Source organism: Leptospira borgpetersenii serovar Javanica (genome assembly GCF_003046425.1).
In the GTDB taxonomy this organism is placed as follows: domain Bacteria; phylum Spirochaetota; class Leptospiria; order Leptospirales; family Leptospiraceae; genus Leptospira; species Leptospira borgpetersenii.
Genome location: NZ_QAJG01000012.1, coordinates 83,454 through 100,395 on the forward strand (window position 1 = coordinate 83,454; position 16,942 = coordinate 100,395).

Below are 16,942 nucleotides of genomic sequence, written 5' to 3' on the forward strand. Positions count from 1 at the left end.
AGATGTTTGTCGAAATCGGTAAAAATAGAATTTCGGAATTAGTTCTTGCAAAGAATCAAAAGTAAGTCGAGACTCACTCCAGGTTTTACCCGGAATCAGGATGTTAGACTCTTTATCTTCCGTGCTTCATTCCTTTTTCCATCCGATTCAGGAAGGGATTCTCGTTTTGGACATGGAAACCGAATCCATTCTCTATTTGAATCCCGCTCTTGAAAATATCCTAGGTTATTCTTCCGAAGAGCTCCAAGGGGAATCACGCGATTTCATTCTTTTTAGTTCCGCATATCCGAGGAAAACTTTTACGATCAAACACGACGAACCGCCTTTAAAAACTTATTGGCAACTCCGACATAAAAACGGAGAGAAGAAATTCGTCAATTGTACGATCAACGCTTCTACTTTCGCCGGGCAAGGAATACTTATATTTTATTTCACCGATCGGTCCGAAATTCAACAGACCGAGCTTAGACTTTATTATATGCAAAGTATCTTAAGGACCTTAAGGCTTTTAAGGCAAAACCTACGATACTTGACTTCGGAAGTCGCCATCTTTCAGAAACTCTGCGATACTTTGAAGGAAAATCCTCATTACTTTTTAGTCTGGGCCTTTTTTTACAAGGACGGCGAACTTCAAGTTTTAGGACAAAGCGGTATAAGTTCGGAGTTGAAACTCAAAATTCATTCATTCGTTTCTTCGAATATTCCGTTTCCTATGAGAAGACTGATCGATACGAAGGATAACTTTATCATTCACGAGTTCGGAAACGGAAAGTATCCCGAATGGGAATCGATCTTTGCGGATTATAAATTCCGTAGAAGTCTTTCGATCGGAATTCGGGAAAAGGGGCAATTTCTCGTCGGAATCGAGATTCTATCCTTGGAAGGAATGGCTTTCGATTCCGGAGAGAATTTTCTCTATGAGGAAATTATTTCCGATGTCCATAGTTCTCTTCAAAACGCGAAAACCGAAAGGACGAGAATTGAAAATTCCAAAAAACTGCAATTCCAAGGAGCGCTTCTTAATTCCATAGAAGTTCCTCTCATTTCCACCGACGACGAGGGTTATATAACCTATGGTAATCGGAGCCTCGAAAGAATATTAGGAGTTTATAAAGAGGATTTTATCGACCTTCCTCTGGGAAAATTGTTAGATTTATCCCCTACGATTTTGGAAAGGCTTGCCAAAGAGGAATTAAGGACCGAAATCAAAATGAAAATTTTTCCGAATGTCGAGGCACCTATGCTTCTTGCTTCGTCCAGAATCAGGGATGAATACGGAAACCCGATCGGAACGATTCTTTTGCTTCTTGACATCACCGAACAAAAGAAAAACGAGGAACTCATTCGTTCTTCTGAAATCAAACTTAGAAATTTATTTTCCGCGATGAACAACGGGATTGTGATTCTCACCCCGGAGGGGATTGTTCTGGAAGTAGCTCCGATTCTTAAATTTCTTTTATTCCAGGTTTTGAATGTGACTTCCGGAGAGAATTTCTTTTCTCTTTTTGAAAGAGATGTAGAGGAAGAACTTAAGGCCGGAATCAAAAATTGTCTTGATTCTCGAAGGGCGGTCTTTTTGGATCTTAGGATTCGATACATTGAAGAAGAGGAAAACTTCTTCTCGATCAAAATTCTTCCTCTTAAAAAATATAGAGAGGACGGAGAGACCGTAATGTTGATCTTTTCGGATGTTACCCAGACAAAACTTTTGGACAAACAACTCTACGAGACCGCCAGGTTCGCTTCCATCGGAGAACTCGCCGCCGGAATCGCACACGAGGTGAACAATCCTCTTCAGGCGAGTCTTCTCTATCTTGAAGAACTCATCGAAACCGAAGAATCCGGTCCGGAGGAAAGATTGGAAATTTATAAAAGAATTGAAGCGGCTAACGTTCGAATTCGCGATCTCATTAAATCTCTCCTGGATCTAGGAAGAACCGTCGCAAGAGAAAAAGAGTCGGTCTCTCCTTATTATATTCTCCTCAGGGCTTGCGAGTTGATTGAAGTTTCGTGCAAAAAGAACGGGATCGAATTAAAACGAATCGCTAATCCGGATCTCCCTAAAATTCGAGTGTCTTGGCAGGAAATAGAACAAGTTCTGATCAATTGTTTGGTGAATGCGGTCAATGCGATCTCCGAAATGGAAATCAAACCTTCCTTTCCAAAAATTTCGATCACAGTTCAGAAAGAATTTCATTTGAACCGGGACTCGATTCTTTTTATAATTTCAGATAACGGTCCCGGTATGACGAAAGACATTTTGGATAAAGCGTTTCTTCCCCTTTTTACGACTCGAAGAGGAAAACAGGGAACCGGTTTGGGGCTTGCAATTTCTCAAAGAATTATTTCCGAGCACGATGGGACGATATCTTTGGAATCTTTGCCCGGAAACGGAACGAGGGTTTTGATTCGCCTTCCTGTTTAGGACGTTTTTTTTGGTAAAATAAGGTTTTCCCAGGCTTAAAAGTCATGGAATCAAAGTCTACAACAGTGCTCGTTATCGACGACGAATTCGAAATTCGTACGGTTTTAGAAAGGGTTATTTCCAGAGAAGGGTATCGAGTATTATTGGCGAAGGATTTCGATTCTGCTCTTGAAATTATCCGAAGTCAAAAAATCGACGTGGTAATTTCGGATATCGTTATGAACGGTAAAAACGGCATCGAAGTCACGAAAGAAGTTCGCAAAATCAACGAGAACATTCCGGTCGTCTTAATGACCGGAAATCCTGATCTTGCCACCGCAGAAGAAGCCGTCCGTAACCGCGTGTTCGATTATATTTCCAAACCGATCCGTCGCACGAGTATTTTGGAAGTTTTAAAAAAAGCTACAATAGAAAAGGAAATTCGGGATCAACACACGGAAACCCTGATCAGATCCGAGACTGAAAATACCAAACTCGCACAAAGAGCCAAGGATTTATATTTACAAAATTATAATATTCTAAACGCAACGAGCGATTGTGTAATTACGTTGGATCGGGATTTGAGATTCTCCGGTTTAAACCAATCCGCTTTGGACGCGTTCGGATATATCGAAGAGGAAATTCTCGGAAAACATTTCAACATACTGATCCCCCCGGAAAAAGAAAAACTCTATATGGAAAAAGTGGCTCTGCTTTTAAAAAGAAAAAATAAGAGACAAATCGCCAGAATTAGCCGCTCCGACTTGATGAGCAGGGACGGAGAGGTGAGAACCTACGATATTTCCGTTTGTTATTACGACATCGAAGGCCAGACGTATTATACCGGAATTGCAAGGGATATCACGAATCAACTTTTGATTTCGGAAAAACTCATAGATGCGGAGCGGCGCGCATTTCTTTCTGTTCTCGCTTCAAGCATCGGACACGAGATCAACAACTCACTGACTGCGATTCAGGGACATATTGAAATCGCGAAACTTCCCGACGCCACGGAACAGATCCGTCAAAAGACGATCCAAATTACCTGGGGCCAATTGATTAAGTTGAAAACTCTCACGAACAACCTTTTACAATTGGGAAAACCCGGAGAAAGTTTGAGTAAATCTTTGGAATCGATCCATCTGAATGATTCCGTGGAAAGTGTGATCGACGTTTTTCAAAAAACTTCCAGACTTAAAGACTGTAGGATCTATTTTAAACCCGGACCGGCTTCGGTAATCGTGAAGTCGGATCAGGACCAGCTTTCCCTCTTACTTTCCAACATCGTTTTAAACTCCGCGGACGCGACTGGCAATCGAGGAAATATTCAAATTTCCGTATATATTAGAAATCATCACCCGGTCGTCTCCGTTTTGGACGACGGTGTTGGAATGAGTAAAGAAGTGATTCAAAAAATTTATCAACCTTATTTTACGACAAAAGGAATCGGAAAAGGAACAGGACTTGGAATGTTCGTTGCCAAAGAGATAGCGGATCAGCGTGGAATCAAAATCGAAATCGAATCGGAACCGAATTTAGGAACGGAATTTCGTTTGGTTTTTCCGGATAAGGTATAAATGATATGAATACTTCCGTCTCTTTAACGGATCAAGAATTGAAGTTTCTGGATTTCTCCGGAAAACATCCTCAAAAAATTTATCCGATCATCTCGGAAGCTTCGGATCGAAAATACTTTCGTGTCGTTTATCCGGACAGAACTCTCATCCTTTGTAAGGATGTTCGTTTTCAATACGACTTCGTCGAGATAGCGGATTTTCTGGGTCAGGAACAATTCATTGTTCCCGAAATTCTCAAAAAGGATCTGATTCATTTTTTGATCCTAATGACTGATGGTGGAGAAAAGGATCTGACTTCGGTCACGGACGACTTGGAATACAGGGAGTGGCTTGTAAAATCGATCGAAATCCTAGTTAGATTACAAAAGACGAATCCGATCCCGCCTGTAAGCTCGAGGGAATTTGATTTGGAAAAATTCGAATTTGAAAGCACATTTACGTATTCCAATTATTTAAAGCTTCAGAAAGAATTTCGTCTTAGAACTCAATTTCGAAGTGAAGTGAAAATTTTCATCGAGGAATGTTCCTCCTTTCTCGCCGAATATCCGGTGAAGGTTTTTTGTCATAGAGATTTCCACGGAAGAAATCTTTTGATCAATTCCGAGAATCAAATTTGTATGATTGATTTTCAGGATGCGAGGATGGGGACTCCCTTTTACGACCTTTCAAGTATTCTTTACGATGCATACAGACCGATTTCGTTTGGAATGAGGCAAGGACTTTATCAGCTTTTTTTAAAGCTTAGTGAGCAGGACTTTCCGAGATTCAAGGAATGTTATTATATCCAGTGTCTTCAACGTTCTTACAAAGCGCTCGGCTCTTACTTCTATTTGGTGGCCGATAAGAAGATGGACAAATATAGAATGAGCGTTTTAAACGCGCTCGATAATCTTTTGGAAGTTGTTCAAGCCGGTTTGTTTCCGGATCAACTTTATGTGTTCTTTTATTTGTTAAAAGAAGAACTTTTGTCTAATTCCTTATTTATGAAAGGAATAAAACGATGAAGGTCCCATTTTGAAATTTTTTATTCCTGCGGCCGGCTTCGGAACAAGAATGAAGGAGCTGACAAAAGACATTCCGAAGCCCTTACTTCCCGTAAACGGAATCCCCCTCATCTATTATTCTTTGTTCCAGGTTTGGAAACAAAACGCGGAAGGTGCGGTCATCAACACGCATTACATGGGAGAAAAGATCCGCAAAGAACTCGAAACGTTTTCTCTTTTTCCTTTGGTATTCTCGGAGGAAAAAAAAGGAATCCTAGGAACCGCAGGAGGAATTAGAACCGGGCTGGAAAAAGCCGGTTGGATGGGAGAAACGATCGGGATCGTAAACCCGGACTTTCTTTATTTTCCGGAAAATCTTTTCCAAATTCCAAATTCCCTATCGGAAAACGATTGCCTTTTGTATCTTCTGCCCCGACCGGAATCCGCGAATTATACCGGACTAGAGCTCAATGACGGAAAGATTATCTTTGGAAAGGGTAGTCTATTTTATATCGGAATTTCCGTGTTGAACAGCGGGGTTCTAAGCGGAATTCAACCGGAGACCTTTTTCGATCTTTCTTATATTTTTAAAGAGCTTGCCGCAAAACAAAGATTAGCCGGAAGATTATTTCCCGGAGAAACGCTCGACTTGGGAGAAAAAGAATATTATCTTTCTTTAAAGGGAAAAGATTTTTCGGGACGTTTCGGTTCTCGCTGGGAAGAATTTTTGGAACTTTGTCGTGTTCCCACTCAGAGATAAGAAGCAACGCACCAAGCGCAGATTTTGCTTTTCGTCCGGATGGACTTCGGGATATTTTTGATCGGAATATCGTCCGGAATTTTAGAAAATAAAATCCGATCGTCCACGGTTCTTCCGCAATGACTACAAGGGTTCGTTTGCCAAGGAGGTTCGTTCTCTTGTTTATGATTGCTCTTCGGGAAGGGAAAAATTTCCTCGTCGTTCAAGATTTGTTTACGAATACTTCCGTATTCCTCTTCGAGAGGGATCTCCATTCTATAAGTATATATTTCGTCTCCGGTACTGATTCGAAACAACTTTGGTTTTAATCCGATTTCCCGGAGCATTCGGATTGAAAATGCGAGTCCTAAGTCCTTACCTTCCTTGTCTTCGGGATAAAATTCATAGTAATCCATTAAATTCTTATATTCCATCGAGAATGCAAGATATTGTTTCAGAAATTCCTCCGTAAAAGGAATCGCTTTAGAGTTATTTAATACTTCGGCGATAAGCTTCGTGCGATTGTGACGGATGATTACTTTTAAGAATAAACCTTGTGCCTTTAGGGAATTTCGTACCGAACGTAAGTCTAAAGTATTTAGGAATTTTCTAAATGCTTCCTCGTTGTAATCGGACGAATCTTGATCCGAGAGATCGATTTCCCGGGAAAAGTATTCTCTCAGGTTGGAAATTCCTGCACGTAAAAGCATCTCCTGGATCACGGAACAAACAAAGGGGGTTAGATCGTTTTTGTCGTAGTTTTCAAGACAGAGTTTTACGAATTTTTCCAGATGAAGTCGGAAGGTATTGTTGAATATATATCCCGTAAGTTCAATTCGTGTACCGGCTTCGATCATCTTGAGAAGATGAGGCCATCTTTTAAATTCTTGGTCCATTTTTTTTAAGAAGAAAATTCCCCAAAAAAACTATCCAAGTTTTTCGAGAAAGAAAACCTATTTTTAGCTCGGTTAGGAAAAAGAATATATTCTAACTTTAGAATTTAGGAAATCGATTTTTTTCAGGTTGAAATCTCGTTATGCTCGACTCCACGGGAAAAAGTGTGCCAATTCCGATCGAAAAAAACGAGTAGGCTCTTAAAGAACCAGGATTGACAAAATTGGGAAATCTGTAAATTGCAAATGATAAAGACAATATCTGGAATCAACTGTGACAAAAATGGGATAGAATACCTAAGTAACGTGGGTTGGCAAATGCGAAAGTGATTGGTGGAAATTCCGTTGGAACATTTTGCTGCGATCCGTAGATTTGTATGATATTTTTGAGTCGATGAAATCAAGAAGGCCTGTTGAGGAGACGAAAGCATCTCGCTCTTTATCATAACCTTACCCACAAGTATTTGGATCTCAATATAAATCTGTCGGAATTACTACAAATCCTCTGTGAAACTTACGCCCCACCCTGATTTTGGGTGGAGGGGAGAGGCGGTGGGAAGACTCGGGAGGTTTTCTTTACCACAAAATCATACTTCTTGCAAGTAAAAAGCCTCATTCTTGTCGGAACACTTGAAAAATATCAGTTTTTGATCCTTATGATCCCAAAAGCCTTCTTAACTTGTGGGTAAGGTTATGGCTCTTTATGAATCGCTCGATGGATCTCTGAAGAACTTGAGGCATAATGCTCTATCCCCACAATTACTTGGCTCTGAAGCAATCCGTCGGAATTCCGACAAATCCTCCGTGAAACCTCTGCATTGAGTTTTTCAGAGCGCCCACTTTAGTTTTTTTGGGTGGAGCGAAAACTAAAGCCGCATTGTTCCCTAAGGGTCGCAAAGCGAGGAGGCGGGAAAACTCGGGAGATTTTTCTATATTAGAAAATCATACTTTCTGCAAGTAAAAAGGTTCGTCTCAAACTGTCTTCTGAATGTGGGAACTCCACAGAGTTGCATTGGCAGTTTTCCTTATCGTTTAAAATTATAGTAGTCCCTACATTTTTATTAAACTCAAGTTGTCTCGCTTTTATTGACGCTCGAAGAAATTTAAGCCGTCACGACGGCAGAGGGTTTTGAGATGGGGTCTTCATTGCAAGCTACTCTAACGCGAAGCGCTTTTTACGAAAGCGTTTCACGTTAAGAGCCATTTTAGGTATGAAATTTGTGAGCGATTTACCCCAACTTTAGTTATACGAGAGAAGGAGGAGGCAAATTCGAAAGATTAAGAGTTTGGATGTTACAGAAATGGAATTGGAACCTATCCTGGAGGGAAGTGATTTTGCCTTTGAATACGAATGGGATGTTTTTATGGGTTAAAGAGAGGGAACCAAGAAGGAATTCGAATTCTTCCCCCAACTGAACCGGCTCTTTGTATTCGGATTCAACCCCGTTTATTGTCTTTTTGTGAGGATGGAACTTCCCAGGAGAATTGCTGGAAGAGAGGATTGAAATAGACAGAAACGAAAACGCTAAAATAAAGGCTGTTAGAGAAAAACCGATTTTGTTTCTGCACCTCTGCATTCTTTCATCCATCTCTTAATTTTAAAAGATGTCAAGTAAGAAAGTTGTTTCATTGAAAAGAAATTCAACCGAGGTCCTCTTTACTTCCGAACATTATGGAAGAATAACTTTGATTTTTAGTTTCCGAGAATTCTTTTGCGAAGAAAATCTCCCTCTTTTTCAAAACCGACCTTATTCAAAAGGGCGAACATATTTTTTTTATATGCGTCTACTCCGGGTTGATCGAAAGGATTTACACCTAAAGAATAACCGGAGATCGCGCAGGAATATTCAAAAAAATACATCACTTCTCCCAAGGATTCGGGTGATATATCCGGAAAAATGAGTTCCAAACAGGGAACTCCGCCGTCCGCATGTGCAAGTAAGGTTCCGAGTCTGGCTTGTTCATTTACGTGCCCGAGCGTATTTCCCGAAAGAAAATTCAGAGAATCCAAATTGTCCGGAGTCGGCTTCAAAATCAGGTTTGAGTGAACGTCGGAAGGGCTTAGGACTGTTTCGAATAAAATTCGTTTGCCTTCTTGAACGTACTGCCCCAGAGAATGTAGATCGGTTGTAAAATCCATAGAGGCGGGAAAAATCCCTTTGTTCTCTTTTCCTTCGCTTTCCCCGAACAATTGTTTCCACCACTCTGAAATATATCGTAGTGAAGGATTAAAGTTCGCTAATATTTCTATGTGTCTTCCTTCGGATAAAAAATAATTCCTGAAGGCGGAATAATAGGTGGCCGGATTCCGGGCGGGATCGGTTTCGGCGTGAAGATCTTTTAAGATATTCTGGGATCCTAATATGAATTTTCGAATCGGAATCCCCGCCGCCGCCAGCGGAAATAATCCGACCGGGGTTAAAACGGAATATCTTCCACCTACGTTATCCGGGATTGTAAATGTCTCGAACCCTTCCACATTCGCAAACGTTTTTAGGGCACCTTTCGAAGAATCCGTAGTAGCCACAACTCTCGAAGCGGCGGACGCTCCGTACTTTTTACGAAGTAGTTCCCAAAATAGGCGGAATGCGATTGCAGGTTCGGTTGTCGTTCCCGACTTGGAGATGACGTTCACTGAAAAATCTCGGTCTTTGAGATACTCCATCAATTCGGACAAATATCTGGATTCGAGATGATGTCCCGCAAAAAAGATTTCCGGATTTCCTTTAGAGGACCGTCTGAAAAAGGGAAGGGTCGCTTCTAGTACGGCTCGGGAACCGAGATAAGAACCTCCGATTCCGATTACAACGATTACTTCGGAAGAGTCTCTTAATCTCTGAGCGACTTGGATGATTTTTTCGATTTCCGATTCTTTGATTTCTTTGGGAAGATTCAACCATCCTAAATATTCATTTCCTTTTCCCTGGAAAGAATTAAGTGTACGTCTAGAAGATTCCGCTTCCGTTAAAAAAGATTCGAATTTCCGGGAATTTACAAAGGAAGAGGCGAATCTGGTTTCTAATCGAATCATAATTTATTACGAAATTCCCTTTTCACATTTCCAATGACGAAACGTTCTTAATTCTCCCTAAAGGGGAACGATTGCACAGTTTGGAAAAACGAAATTGGCGGGCAAGAAAAAACTGGGGCTGGGTAGAAGTGAGACGCTTTAGTTGCCAGCTTGATCTTTCCGACAAAGCGAAAAACTCAAGTCGTTTCGCTCCGCGGGTTTTGGGACACGCTGTGGATCAATGGCTTCCAAAGTTTGGGGTTTTTGTGTCGGGAAATTACGATTTAGGACGGATTACAAAAATGCGGAGAAGGGTTGACCAGAACAAAAGTTTCCTAGAATATCTTCGGGGTTTCTAAAAAGAATAGAATGAATCAAGAGAACTTAGCAAAAATTTTTAAAAGCGAATTCCCTTCGAACGGGGGAAACATTCGTTTTTTCTTGGCTCCTGGAAGAATCAACATAATCGGCGAACATGTGGACTACGTGGGAGGCATCGTCCTTCCCGCGGCGATCGACTTTTCGGTTCGAATTGCGATTTGTAAAAATAAAGAACAAAAATTTAGAATTTATTCCGTTTCTTCCGGAGAAAAAGTTGAAACGGAATCAATCGTGTTCGATCCCAAACGTTCTTGGGTAAATTACGTCTATGGAGTGATCAATGAGTTTAGAAAGCTCAATTTTATTTCGGATTTTTTTGACCTGGTCGTCTGGGGAAATATTCCTCAAGGTGCGGGGCTTTCTTCTTCCGCTGCATTTGAAGTTGCGGTTGCGTTTGCTCTTTGTGAAATTCACGATTGGAAACTTTCCAGAGAAGAAATTGCCTTATTAGGTCAAAGGGCTGAGAATCATTTCGTAGGTGTTGATTGTGGAATAATGGATCAGTTCGTAGTTTCCACCGCAAAGGAAGGGTTCTGTATTTCTCTCGATACGGAAAGTTTACGATACAATTTTCATAAGATGGATTTGGAAGGTTGCGAGTTTTATCTGATCGACTCTAAAGTAAAACATTCTTTGAAAGACAGTGCCTACAATCTTCGTAGAAAAGAAGTGGAATCGGCGTTTCGTAAAATCAAAAAACACAAACCTTCCATTCGAACGCTTTATCAAGCCGAGCTGGAGGATTTAGGAAAAGGTCTTAATGAGATCGAAATAAAGAGAGCAATACATGTCATCGGAGAAAGATTAAGAACTTCGAAAGTAATCGAAAATTTAAAGAGCGGTAATGCGAAAACGATGGGCGAGCTTCTTTTCGAATGCCACGATTCTCTTTCCGAAAATTACGAAGTCTCTTGTGACGAAACGGATTTCATAGTAGAAGAACTTAAAGTCCAAGGAACTCTAGGCGCAAGGATGATCGGAGGTGGTTTTGGAGGTTGTATTTTGATACTGGACAAAGTGGGCAGGAAAAATACTTTGTTTGAAAGGATAAAAACCCGCTACTTTGGAAAGTTCGGAACCGAGCCGGGATTATATTCGGTTCGAATCTCCGATGGAGTCAGGGAATTTTAAAAATCCGAAAACCGAGTGATATATAATAGGAGCAGGTTTTAAATTCTTGAATCCAAGTGGAATGGGATTGAACGTGCATACTCGGAATATTTCCAGCGCGCGATCCTTAGGAGAGAGCGACACTTGATTTTTCTGCTTAATCAGAAAATCAAGCTGGTAATTAAAGCGTCTCGCTTCTATTGGCGCTTGAAGGGTTCTTATCAATTTAGTCCCTCCGTCCTATGAAAAGTAGAAAATTAGAATATTCGAATCATATTCATCATCTTTTGAGTTGTAGGAAATGTCCCAAAATGCAGGGCAATCCGGTTCACGGCTGTATTCCTTCCTCAAGAATTATCAGTCTAGGTCAAGCTCCCGGAATTCACGAAGAAAGATTCGGCAAACCTTTTGCCTATACGGCTGGAAAAACCCTTTTCGGTTGGTTCAAAAAAATAGGGATCGAAGAGGAAACTTTTCGAAGTAAAGTGAACATGTCCGCTGTTTGCAGATGTTTTCCCGGTAAGGCGAAAAGCGGGGATCGTAAACCGGACTTGGAAGAAGTAAAAAACTGTTCCGGGTTTCTTGAATTTGAAGTTCGTTTTCATAAACCGGAACTTTTGATTCCTATCGGCAAACTCGCGATCGACCAGTTATTTGAGTTTGGAAAATACAAACTGGAAGACGTAATCGGTAAAACTTTTTCACGGGAATTTTATGGAGTCCGACTCGATTGGATTCCGTTGCCACACCCGTCCGGGCTCAATGTATGGAACCATACGGAAACCGGTAAAAAATTGATACAAGAGGCGTTGGATATACTCAAAAATCATCCGGTGATTCGGGAGGAATTTTCTCTTTGATCGAAGTTTTTTGAGCGACTTGTTGTTCCTTTAGTTTTTTTGTTTTGTGGTAAATGCTCGCATCTAAACCTCAAATTAATTCTTCATCTGTTTCATGGAAACGATCGGTTAAAGTAGTTTTGTTAATCTGAACTATGGAATTTTTCAACAACTCTAATATAGAAAAGTGAAACGGTGCAATTCTCATCGACGAGAATCGTTCTTTCGACGATTCTTGCTTGTATGGAACTGAATCCCGGGAATCCTATCTTCGATTATTGTGTTCTTCCTTGTTTTATTTTTCTTGCCCGAGTCACCGACGTGTCGATCGGAACGATTCGAGTGATTCTTCTCACTAGAGAGAAGAAGGTCATTGCGGCTTCTCTCGGATTTTTAGAAGTTCTTCTCTGGGTCATCGTGATCACTCAGGTCATTAAAAATCTGAACAATGCCCTTTGTTATCTGGCGTATGCGGGAGGATTTGCCGCCGGCACTTTTATCGGAATGATTCTCGAAGAAAAACTGGCGATCGGTTTTTCTCTTTTGAGAATCATTTCTCCCCGAAACGGAGATGAAATCGCAAATAAACTTTCCGAAGCCGGATACGGAGTTACGGCGATGAGCGGGCAGGGCAGCCGAGGTCCGGTAAAAATCGTTTTTACGGTTTTAAAAAGAAAAAAAATTGGTCAGGCAATGACGATCGTCAAGAGCGTGGAACCGGACGTATTCTATTCAATAGAAAACGCCCGAAGCACCAATACTGCAGTGTCGGAAGATTCGCCAGGACTTCTGAGAATAGGCATCCTGGAAAAGATTCTAAAGGTTAGAAAGTAATATTTTCGTTTTGAACTTCTTTAGACCGGAATTTTGGCATAAAGCTTTTTGATTTCTTTTTGGATGAATTTCGGAAAATTCATCTGATATTCATGAATCAGAAGTTTCCAATCGTCCTTGCGAATAAATTTTCTACAGTTTGACGACCCACAACCGCACTCAAAGGTTTGGTCGAAGTTTACGATGAAATTCGCGTAGTCGATGGTAAGCTCTTCTCCCGCTTGAATTTCCCTTTTTGCTACGATGTTGTCATCCTGATCATACCACATATTCGGATCACAGGAGTGGTTCATAAAATTGGAATGATTGATGACATACTGTTCACTGGTAGGTCCGGTCACTAACCCGAAATCCACATCGTATCCGTATTTCATGAAAATGTCCTTTTCGGCTTCGGGAAGCGATTCGGCTTCGTCGACCGTTAGAACTTTCCATCCAAATTCTTCGTCCTCGATCCACTCGCTGTAACTGAACAGCAAGGTTCCCTTGGGGATGGTCTTCGTTGCGAAGGTTCCGTTTTCCCCGAATTTGTTGATTCGTTTTTCGATCATGCAGAAAGATCCCTGCGTTTATTGCCAATGGCAAAATTTTTATCTATCAAGAATGGTATAAAAAAAACTTCAATTAAAATACTTAATCCGAGTAATATTTAATGCAAGTTCTCGCTGACTTATTTCGTAAAAGGAAAACCCATTCTAAAAACATAAATAAATTTTCCAAGATCAACTTTCGAACAGACTTCCCGGGGCCGCGGGTTTCAAGAAAGTCTCTCCTTCTTGTGTTTGAGACGAATCTATTCGTAAAATCTTAAAATTATTTCTCTTGACCAAGAAGAACTTGCGAAGGGACCTAATTCCAATTGTTGGATCTTTCTAGTTTCTCTAAAAAACGAATCGCCGAAAATCGATCTTTGATTTTTTCTTAGAGAAGTTTCACTGGTCCTTCGAAGTTCTCTCTTTGAAAAGAGAACCAAAGATCGAAAATTTTTTTCTGACATAGGAAGTTTTTCCGGATAATCGAGCATTGGAAAATCGGATAAGCTTTTTTGCCGCTTGAATTTTTTTCCGAGTTAAATCGGATTTAAAAGTGTGATGAAGAGGATCGAATTCGGTTTTTTTCCAGCGGACTTCGGGAGATAGACTTGAAGATATCGATCGGGCTAAATATATGTATAGCCGTTTGTTAATGCGACATGAGAACTTACATTGAAATTTTACGAAAGAAAATCTTTCCAAGATAAGACTAGGAACTTCGTAGAATTATTCAAATCGTCGATTGGATGCAAAATTTCGATCATTTCTCTAAGAGTTTGTCCCAATACTTCGATAGAAATATTATCGCAAATTTTTCACAAAACGAAGAGGCTCCCACAGACTGGCTATTTATCTGCTTTCGAATAGACTTACTGTTGGAATATTTTTGTAGGAGTTCCTACATCCGAGGTTTAGGAACGAGTTTTTAGGGAAGTTTTTTTGAATATGAGACTTTTTAGAAAAATAAAATCGGAAGAAGCTCCGGATACTCTAGCACATCTTTATCTCAATCCGGAAAATTCTTCCTGGGGAAATTTTGGTTATTGGAAAAATACGGCGGATTATCCGACCGCTTGTAAAACGTTGGCTCGACTCTTAGGCGAAAGAGCGGATCTCAAACGAGGGCTCAAGGTATTGGACTTAGGTTTTGGATGTGGGGATCAGTTCTTTGTCTGGAGGGAAGAATTTTCCGTAAACTTTACCGATCTCATCGGAGTGAACGGTTCCTCTGTTCAAGTGAGGTTTGCAAAAAATCTGTTAGAATCTCGATCCGATACTTCGCCCGAATTGATTTGTTCTCCCGTCGAAACGGCAATCGTTTCCTTTCCATATCAGTCCTTCGATCGAATCCTTTGTTTGGACAGTGCTTCTTTTTTTTCCGATCGAAAAGAATTTTGCAGGCAAGTTTTTCGCGTATTAAAACCCGGAGGTAGGTTTGTTTCCGCGGAGTTGGTCTTAAAAAATTCTAGATTGGGAATTATAGACTCTTGGCTAAGAGATCTAGTTTGTACATTGAGTTCTATTCCTAAAAATAACCGAGTCACACCCGATTCTCTTTCCCGACTTTTAAGGTCTTCCGGATTCATATCGGATGGTTTCGATTTTTTAGAAGCGGATGTCTTCGGAGGGTTCTCGAGTTTTCTCAAAAAGAAAACGAAAGAGCCTTACATTCCGCAAAGGATCGCTCGTAAGTATTCCCGTTTTGCGGAATTTCTCGGCGGGGAAAGAATGAAAAGATATTTTCAGTTCGTTCTTTACGCGGCCGTGAAACCCGGTTAAGAACGTATTGAATTCTCGACCCAACGTCTTACGTCCAGGGAAGTGGAAACTCCCGCTTCCAAAAGAGGAATTCCGTACCTTGCATAAGAACCGCAGAACCAGATTTTTCTTCCCGGTTGTTCCTGAAGGGCCTTCAATTCTTCGATAATCTTTCGATTTTTCAGATCGATAATCGGTCTCTCAAATCTAGAACGGGAAATCAGCGTTCCTTGTTGAGGTTCTTCTAATGGATTCCAGGTTTGAAAGATTTCGATCTTTCCGATTTCGGGAAGTACCTTGTTCAAACGAATGGTAGCCGAAGGTTTATCCGTTTCCGGGGAAAGAGTGAAACAAAGAGGGGCCCAATGTCTTTTTTTATTGGGCATAAAAGAGGAATCGGTGTGCATCAAAACTTCCGATTCTTCGTAGCGAAATGAGGAAAGAAGTTTCTTCTCCTGAATCATCTCATTCGGAAGAAGCGGAATCGCCTGATTTGCCGGAGTGGCGACCACGATCCGATCGAATTCCTCCTTTCCATCATCGAAAGAAACGAAAACTTTTTTACCGTTCTGTTCGATTCTTTTGGGATTAGACTTCAGTCTAAGTTCCTTCGCTCCGATTGAAAGTTTTTCCGTGATGTCCCTCGTTCCCCGGCTGGCGGTTAAAAATCGCAGAAACTTCAATCCATTTGAGTGGTATCGAATCACCGCTTCCGCCGGATAATTCTTAGCGCTTTTGAGCGTGCATGTATTGATTGTGGCAAACATAGGAATCAGATACTTATCTTCGAATTCTTTCGAATATCCGAATCTTTGTAGGAATCCGGAGATCGTAAGTTGTTCTCCTTTGAGAAGTTCCCATTGATTTGCGGATTCGCTGTAAAAACGAATCATGTCGGAAAAAATTTTTCTGGATTCCGCGTTCTTGAAACAAACAGGAGAAATGAACGGATAGAAGTTCCCGCCAAACCCAAAGGTGCTGAACTGAAAATATGTGGATCCGTCTCTTTCGCTCAAAGAGAAGGAATAATCCACAGGTCTGAATGCAATTCCAGCTTCGTTATACATTTCGATCAGACAAGGGTAATAATTCTGTTTGAACGCTCGGAAAGGAACGTCGAAACGGAAAGTTCCGTCTTTTAATTCTATGTCCGTTCCATGTGCGTCCATTCCCGGAAGTGAATGCCGCTCGATCAGAACGACATCGTGTTCCTTGCTTAAGTACCAACATGCGCTAAGCCCTGCGATTCCGGTTCCCAAGATTGCGATTTTCATATTCCGTTCTTAAAATTAGATTTGTTAAAAGAAAACATAGAAATTTTTTTCTTTCGAAATGAAAATCATATCGAAAAGGAAGACATAAAATTTGAAAGCCCGAAGATTCGCGGATCGAATTCGATCCTTCTAAGATTCGTTACTTACTACTCGGCCGCATGAAAATGATACTGAAAATTAACAGGCGATTTTTGTAAAGGTTAGAAGTCCTCGTAAAATTGTGCCGAATTTGGCTTTTTTGAAGAAGACCAACATTCTAACTTTTGAAACAAACATATTATGGTATTCTTTTCATGTGTCCGAGTAGTAAAAATGTTTTGGAAGCAAATCGATCCGACGGAGAACAATTTGCGGACCATCAGTATAAATCGGGTACTTTTTATCGCAATAAATCTCAAAAAAAGTGACGGAAGAATCCGAACGATCAATTGAAAAGTCCGAGAAGTATCGTAATCCTTCGTTTGTCCTGCGGAAGATTATCATTAAAATGTTTGTAAAACGAATCCGGAGAATTGTGAACCGTATCGAAAAGGTTGGGAAGAGAGGCAGGTTTTCTTTGGAAAAGATTTTGGGAAAACATTGAAACGCAAAGGATCAAAATCCTTTG

At 40.7% G+C, this 16,942-nt stretch carries 14 protein-coding genes; 8 read left to right on the forward strand and 6 right to left on the reverse strand.

Features of this window, described 5'->3' with window-relative positions; all coding sequences use genetic code 11:
- Window positions 1-100: 100 nt before the first annotated feature.
- From CLV95_RS11510 to CLV95_RS11525, 4 genes are read left to right on the forward strand one after another with little or no spacing between them, the layout of a single operon-like run.
- Window positions 101-2,425, forward strand: a complete 2,325-nt coding sequence (locus tag CLV95_RS11510) for a PAS domain S-box protein (protein ID WP_002729116.1) — start codon at window positions 101-103, stop codon at window positions 2,423-2,425.
- A gap of 44 nt (window positions 2,426-2,469) precedes the next feature.
- Window positions 2,470-3,981, forward strand: coding sequence for a hybrid sensor histidine kinase/response regulator (locus CLV95_RS11515; protein ID WP_002740422.1), 1,512 nt, complete (start codon window positions 2,470-2,472; stop codon window positions 3,979-3,981).
- 5 nt (window positions 3,982-3,986) lie between these two features.
- On the forward strand, window positions 3,987-4,985 hold the full coding sequence (locus CLV95_RS11520; RefSeq protein WP_002729016.1) for an aminoglycoside phosphotransferase family protein: 999 nt from the start codon (window positions 3,987-3,989) through the stop codon (window positions 4,983-4,985).
- Window positions 4,986-4,995: 10 nt separating this feature from the next.
- A complete protein-coding gene (locus CLV95_RS11525; protein WP_002729040.1) occupies window positions 4,996-5,724 on the forward strand; it encodes a nucleotidyltransferase family protein in 729 nt (242 codons plus the stop codon).
- On the opposite strand, the gene CLV95_RS11530 is transcribed toward CLV95_RS11525, so the two are convergent.
- The 3 genes from CLV95_RS11530 to CLV95_RS11540 form a co-directional block, all read right to left on the reverse strand.
- Window positions 5,715-6,599, reverse strand: a complete 885-nt coding sequence (locus tag CLV95_RS11530; protein WP_002733234.1) for a hypothetical protein — start codon at window positions 6,597-6,599, stop codon at window positions 5,715-5,717. The genes CLV95_RS11525 and CLV95_RS11530 overlap by 10 nt on opposite strands.
- Before the next feature lie 1,241 nt (window positions 6,600-7,840).
- On the reverse strand, window positions 7,841-8,173 hold the full coding sequence (locus CLV95_RS11535; protein ID WP_002733223.1) for a hypothetical protein: 333 nt from the start codon (window positions 8,171-8,173) through the stop codon (window positions 7,841-7,843).
- A gap of 116 nt (window positions 8,174-8,289) precedes the next feature.
- On the reverse strand, window positions 8,290-9,627 hold the full coding sequence (locus tag CLV95_RS11540; protein ID WP_002733305.1) for a glucose-6-phosphate isomerase: 1,338 nt from the start codon (window positions 9,625-9,627) through the stop codon (window positions 8,290-8,292).
- Window positions 9,628-9,975: 348 nt separating this feature from the next.
- Between CLV95_RS11540 and galK the strand changes: the two genes are divergently transcribed.
- From galK to CLV95_RS11560, 3 genes are all read left to right on the forward strand, one after another.
- Window positions 9,976-11,118, forward strand: a complete 1,143-nt coding sequence (gene galK, locus CLV95_RS11550; protein WP_002733225.1) for a galactokinase — start codon at window positions 9,976-9,978, stop codon at window positions 11,116-11,118.
- A 290-nt stretch (window positions 11,119-11,408) separates the two neighbouring features.
- Window positions 11,409-11,957, forward strand: coding sequence for a uracil-DNA glycosylase family protein (locus tag CLV95_RS11555; RefSeq protein ID WP_002738034.1), 549 nt, complete (start codon window positions 11,409-11,411; stop codon window positions 11,955-11,957).
- A 222-nt stretch (window positions 11,958-12,179) separates the two neighbouring features.
- On the forward strand, window positions 12,180-12,770 hold the full coding sequence (locus CLV95_RS11560; RefSeq protein ID WP_026054031.1) for a DUF2179 domain-containing protein: 591 nt from the start codon (window positions 12,180-12,182) through the stop codon (window positions 12,768-12,770).
- A gap of 20 nt (window positions 12,771-12,790) precedes the next feature.
- On the opposite strand, the gene CLV95_RS11565 is transcribed toward CLV95_RS11560, so the two are convergent.
- A complete protein-coding gene (locus CLV95_RS11565) occupies window positions 12,791-13,321 on the reverse strand; it encodes an SET domain-containing protein (RefSeq protein ID WP_002723261.1) in 531 nt (176 codons plus the stop codon).
- 927 nt (window positions 13,322-14,248) lie between these two features.
- Between CLV95_RS11565 and CLV95_RS11580 the strand changes: the two genes are divergently transcribed.
- Window positions 14,249-15,082, forward strand: coding sequence for a class I SAM-dependent methyltransferase (locus CLV95_RS11580; protein ID WP_002733230.1), 834 nt, complete (start codon window positions 14,249-14,251; stop codon window positions 15,080-15,082).
- Here CLV95_RS11580 and CLV95_RS11585 read toward each other — a convergent pair.
- Both CLV95_RS11585 and CLV95_RS18880 read right to left on the reverse strand, forming a co-directional pair.
- On the reverse strand, window positions 15,079-16,335 hold the full coding sequence (locus CLV95_RS11585; RefSeq protein ID WP_002726559.1) for an NAD(P)-binding protein: 1,257 nt from the start codon (window positions 16,333-16,335) through the stop codon (window positions 15,079-15,081). The two genes, CLV95_RS11580 and CLV95_RS11585, sit on opposite strands and share 4 nt — an antisense overlap.
- A gap of 424 nt (window positions 16,336-16,759) precedes the next feature.
- Window positions 16,760-16,915, reverse strand: a complete 156-nt coding sequence (locus CLV95_RS18880; RefSeq protein WP_002726537.1) for a hypothetical protein — start codon at window positions 16,913-16,915, stop codon at window positions 16,760-16,762.
- Window positions 16,916-16,942 lie beyond the last annotated feature (27 nt).

Bases quoted from the DNA above. Each gene is read 5' to 3' on its own strand.
- CLV95_RS11565 (WP_002723261.1), bottom strand. From the start codon at position 13,321: ATGATCGAAAAACGAATCAACAAATTCGGGGAAAACGGAACCTTCGCA.
- CLV95_RS11535 (WP_002733223.1), bottom strand. From the start codon at position 8,173: ATGCAGAGGTGCAGAAACAAAATCGGTTTTTCTCTAACAGCCTTTATT.
- CLV95_RS11560 (WP_026054031.1), top strand. From the start codon at position 12,180: ATGGAACTGAATCCCGGGAATCCTATCTTCGATTATTGTGTTCTTCCT.
- CLV95_RS11520 (WP_002729016.1), top strand. From the start codon at position 3,987: ATGAATACTTCCGTCTCTTTAACGGATCAAGAATTGAAGTTTCTGGAT.
- CLV95_RS11580 (WP_002733230.1), top strand. From the start codon at position 14,249: ATGAGACTTTTTAGAAAAATAAAATCGGAAGAAGCTCCGGATACTCTA.
- CLV95_RS18880 (WP_002726537.1), bottom strand. From the start codon at position 16,915: ATGTTTTCCCAAAATCTTTTCCAAAGAAAACCTGCCTCTCTTCCCAAC.
- CLV95_RS11515 (WP_002740422.1), top strand. From the start codon at position 2,470: ATGGAATCAAAGTCTACAACAGTGCTCGTTATCGACGACGAATTCGAA.
- CLV95_RS11555 (WP_002738034.1), top strand. From the start codon at position 11,409: ATGCAGGGCAATCCGGTTCACGGCTGTATTCCTTCCTCAAGAATTATC.
- CLV95_RS11530 (WP_002733234.1), bottom strand. From the start codon at position 6,599: ATGGACCAAGAATTTAAAAGATGGCCTCATCTTCTCAAGATGATCGAA.
- CLV95_RS11585 (WP_002726559.1), bottom strand. From the start codon at position 16,335: ATGAAAATCGCAATCTTGGGAACCGGAATCGCAGGGCTTAGCGCATGT.
- CLV95_RS11540 (WP_002733305.1), bottom strand. From the start codon at position 9,627: ATGATTCGATTAGAAACCAGATTCGCCTCTTCCTTTGTAAATTCCCGG.
- galK (WP_002733225.1), top strand. From the start codon at position 9,976: ATGAATCAAGAGAACTTAGCAAAAATTTTTAAAAGCGAATTCCCTTCG.
- CLV95_RS11510 (WP_002729116.1), top strand. From the start codon at position 101: ATGTTAGACTCTTTATCTTCCGTGCTTCATTCCTTTTTCCATCCGATT.